Raw genomic sequence first — 2,797 nt, 5'->3', positions numbered from 1 at the left:
GTTGGTGGGAATTTTTATTTTGTTTTTTTGGGGGGGCCCCCCCCCCCCAATCCGTTTTTTCCCCGGCGCCGGCGGGGGGCCCTGCGGGGGTAACGCCGCCCCTCCCCCCCCCCCGGCGGCCGTGTACTGCGGCTTCGTATCGGGGCGGTGGGGGAGGTGTGGGTGGTGGCCTTGGTCGATCTTCCGCGGCTTCAGGGCATGCTCTCGCGCAATGAAATTCTTGTCGATGTGCTCGGGTTGGTGCGGGAACTTGGTCTGGCGCAGTGGTATCTCACCGCCGGTTGTGTTGTGCAGACCGTCTGGAATGTTCTGACCGGGCGGGATGCTGATGCCTGCCAGGGCCTTCCGGTCGAAGTCGAAGTTCGTAACGAAGCGCGTGTGCACCTCTGGTACGAAGCCAAGTTCGGTGTTCCTTGCCCTCCCTTCGCGAGCACCGAGGCGGCTATCGATGTCTTTCCCGCCGTCTGCTCCTGCGTCGGTGTTCGGCTCGAACCTGATGGCTCGTGGCACTTCTACGCTCCTTACGGGCTCGATGACCTCTTCGGTCTGGTGGTTCGCCCGAATCCTGTGCTCGCTCCGCGCGAGGTTTATGAACGCAAGGCCGCCCGGTGGAAACGGCAGTGGCCGGAGCTGACTCTGACTTAGCTGTGTGCGATCTGGGGTACGTCGAAGTGGAGCTCTGGCCGGGCCCAGCGGACCTTCGGTGGTACGGGTGGGATCGTGCCTGTGCGCCTTGCTCCCATGCGGAGGTAGAACTGCAGCGCAGGCGGGTGTGAGACGACGCGGATCCTGACTATTCCTCGCTTGCGCGCCTCCTCGAACATGTGCTTCACCAGGCGCGCTCCGAGGCCGAGGCCCTGTGCTGTGTCCGCCACGAACAGGATGTCCAGCTCCGGGGGATCTTCGAGCAGTGCGTAGAAGCCGATGACCTCGCCGCCGGTCATGGCTGCGAACGTCGGATTGCTGGCGATGTACCCGGGAGTGACCTCGTAGCCGTCGAGGATGGATGCGTAGTCGCCCTGGTACGCCGATGAGGCGTGCATCAGTGCGGTCAGCGCGCCGGCTTGGGCGGGCGTGGCTGCGAGGATTTCGGGCTGGCCCATGCGTCCAGCCTACGGTGGACGCTTGACTTCAAGGTAACTCGAAGTTTCAGACTGATTCCATGAAAGCCGTAGCGTTCACCGAATTCGGCGGGCCCGAAGTCCTGCGCGTCCTCGACCTTCCTGAGCCGCACGCTGGGCCGGGCGAGGTCAGGGTGCGCGTCAAAGCTGCCGGTGTGCAGCCTTATGACGCCGCCGTGCGGGCCGGGTGGGAGCCGCCCGGGCTGACGCTCGGGTGGCCTCGCGTGCCCGGCAATGAGTTCGCCGGGATCGTCGACGAGGGCGATCTTCCCGCCGGTACCGAAGTTCTCGGCTTCACCGCCGTGCGAGCCGCCGCCGAGTACATCGTCGTGCCCGCCACCGATGTCACGCCCAAGCCGGCGGAAATGCCGTGGGAGGTCGCCGGTGGGTTCACCGCCGGTACGCAGACCGCGTCGATCGCCCTGGAAGCCTTGCAGGTGAAAGAAGGCGAGACGCTGCTCGTGCACGGCGCCGCCGGGTCGGTCGGTACCGCCGCCGTGCAGCTCGCGCGGCTCCGGGGCGCCACCGTGATCGGGACCGCGAGCGAGGCCAACCAGGACTACCTGCGTGAGCTCGGCGCCACCCCCGTCGTCTACGGCGAAGGGTTGAAGGACCGCGTCGCGTCGCTGGGGGTCGACGTCGTGCTCGACGGGGCCGGGGGCCCTGCCCTCGATCTCTCACTCGAACTGGTGAAGGACCGGAGCAGGATCCTCACTCTCGTCGAGCACGGCCGGGCGGCCGATCTCGGCGTGCTCGTCTCGAAGTCCGGACGCTCCGCCGCGCGGCTCGCGGAGCTGGCGGCCCTCTACGCGAAAGGCGACTTGCGGTTCCACGTCCGGCGCGCCTACCCATACACCGAGGCCGCGGCGGCTCATCGAGAAATCGAGACCGGGCACGGCCGGGGGAAAATCGTTCTCACGTTCTCCTGACCGTTCCAGTATGTGGGCAAGCGGACGTTCCCGACTTTGGTCGGTGGACCACCGCCTGGTCACTACTTAGATTCTCCCCATTACACCCGGTTGGGTGTCATACGGCCGAGTGCCTCAGGGAGAAATCGATGGTGAGATTCAGCCGGGTCGCCGCGCATGCGGTTCCGCTGACGGTCGGCGCGTTGCTGCTGACGACGGGGGTTTCGGCGGCGCAGCCGTCCACGGTGGACGCGGCGGCCGCGCGCACCGAGGCGGGCATCAGCGCGCTCCAGGGCATCAAGAAGAGCCTGACCCCCGCCGAGCGCAAGCAATCGAGCCAACTCGTCGTCGAGAAGCGGTTGCGGGCCGACCGGTCGCTCGCCGCGAAGCTGCCCGACTACCGCTCGGGCGTCGGCGTCAGCACCGCCGGCACCGTCTCGGTCGAGATCGCCGCCACCCACGACCAGGCCGTCGCGAACGCGGTCAAGGCCGCCGGGGGCGCCGTCCGCTACGCCGCGGGTGGCGCCGTCCGCGCCGACCTCCCGCTGTCCGCCGTGGACGCCATCGCCGGCCGCGCCGACGTCGCCGAGGTCAAGCCCGCCGCGCAGGCGACGACCTGGAGCGAGCAGGGCAACCGGGACTTCCGTCAAGCGGCCGCGGAATTTGTCAAGGTGAGTGAGACCAGTGGGTGTTAGGCGGCTTCCGTTTCGGGCTCCTGGTTGGTGTCGTCGGTGGGTCGGTTGATCCAGACGGTGTCGGGAAGATCGA

At 67.5% G+C, this 2,797-nt stretch carries 3 protein-coding genes and 1 pseudogene; 3 read left to right on the top strand and 1 reads right to left on the bottom strand.

Annotated elements, in window-relative coordinates; translation table 11 throughout:
* The first annotated feature begins 165 nt into the window (after positions 1-165).
* Positions 166-645 (top strand): nucleotidyltransferase family protein, encoded by a 480-nt coding sequence (locus QQ657_RS56445; RefSeq protein ID WP_284750739.1) that lies wholly within the window; start codon positions 166-168, stop codon positions 643-645.
* Here the strand turns inward: QQ657_RS56445 and QQ657_RS56440 are convergent.
* A complete protein-coding gene (locus QQ657_RS56440) occupies positions 642-1,103 on the bottom strand; it encodes a GNAT family N-acetyltransferase (RefSeq protein ID WP_284750738.1) in 462 nt (153 codons plus the stop codon). The genes QQ657_RS56445 and QQ657_RS56440 overlap by 4 nt on opposite strands.
* A 59-nt stretch (positions 1,104-1,162) precedes the next feature.
* Here QQ657_RS56440 and QQ657_RS56435 point away from each other — a divergent pair, with 59 nt between their 5' ends.
* Entirely contained in the window at positions 1,163-2,050 is an 888-nt protein-coding gene (locus QQ657_RS56435; protein WP_284750737.1) for an NADP-dependent oxidoreductase, read from the top strand.
* 128 nt (positions 2,051-2,178) lie between these two features.
* Positions 2,179-2,691, top strand: a pseudogene (locus QQ657_RS56430) (hypothetical protein); the annotation flags it as partial.
* Between the last annotated feature and the right edge of the window lie 106 nt (positions 2,692-2,797).

The organism is Amycolatopsis ponsaeliensis (genome assembly GCF_030182635.1).
Lineage (GTDB): Bacteria > Actinomycetota > Actinomycetes > Mycobacteriales > Pseudonocardiaceae > Amycolatopsis > Amycolatopsis ponsaeliensis.
The sequence above is the reverse complement of the archived record's forward strand: the minus strand, read 5'-3'. Positions and strand labels throughout refer to the sequence as shown.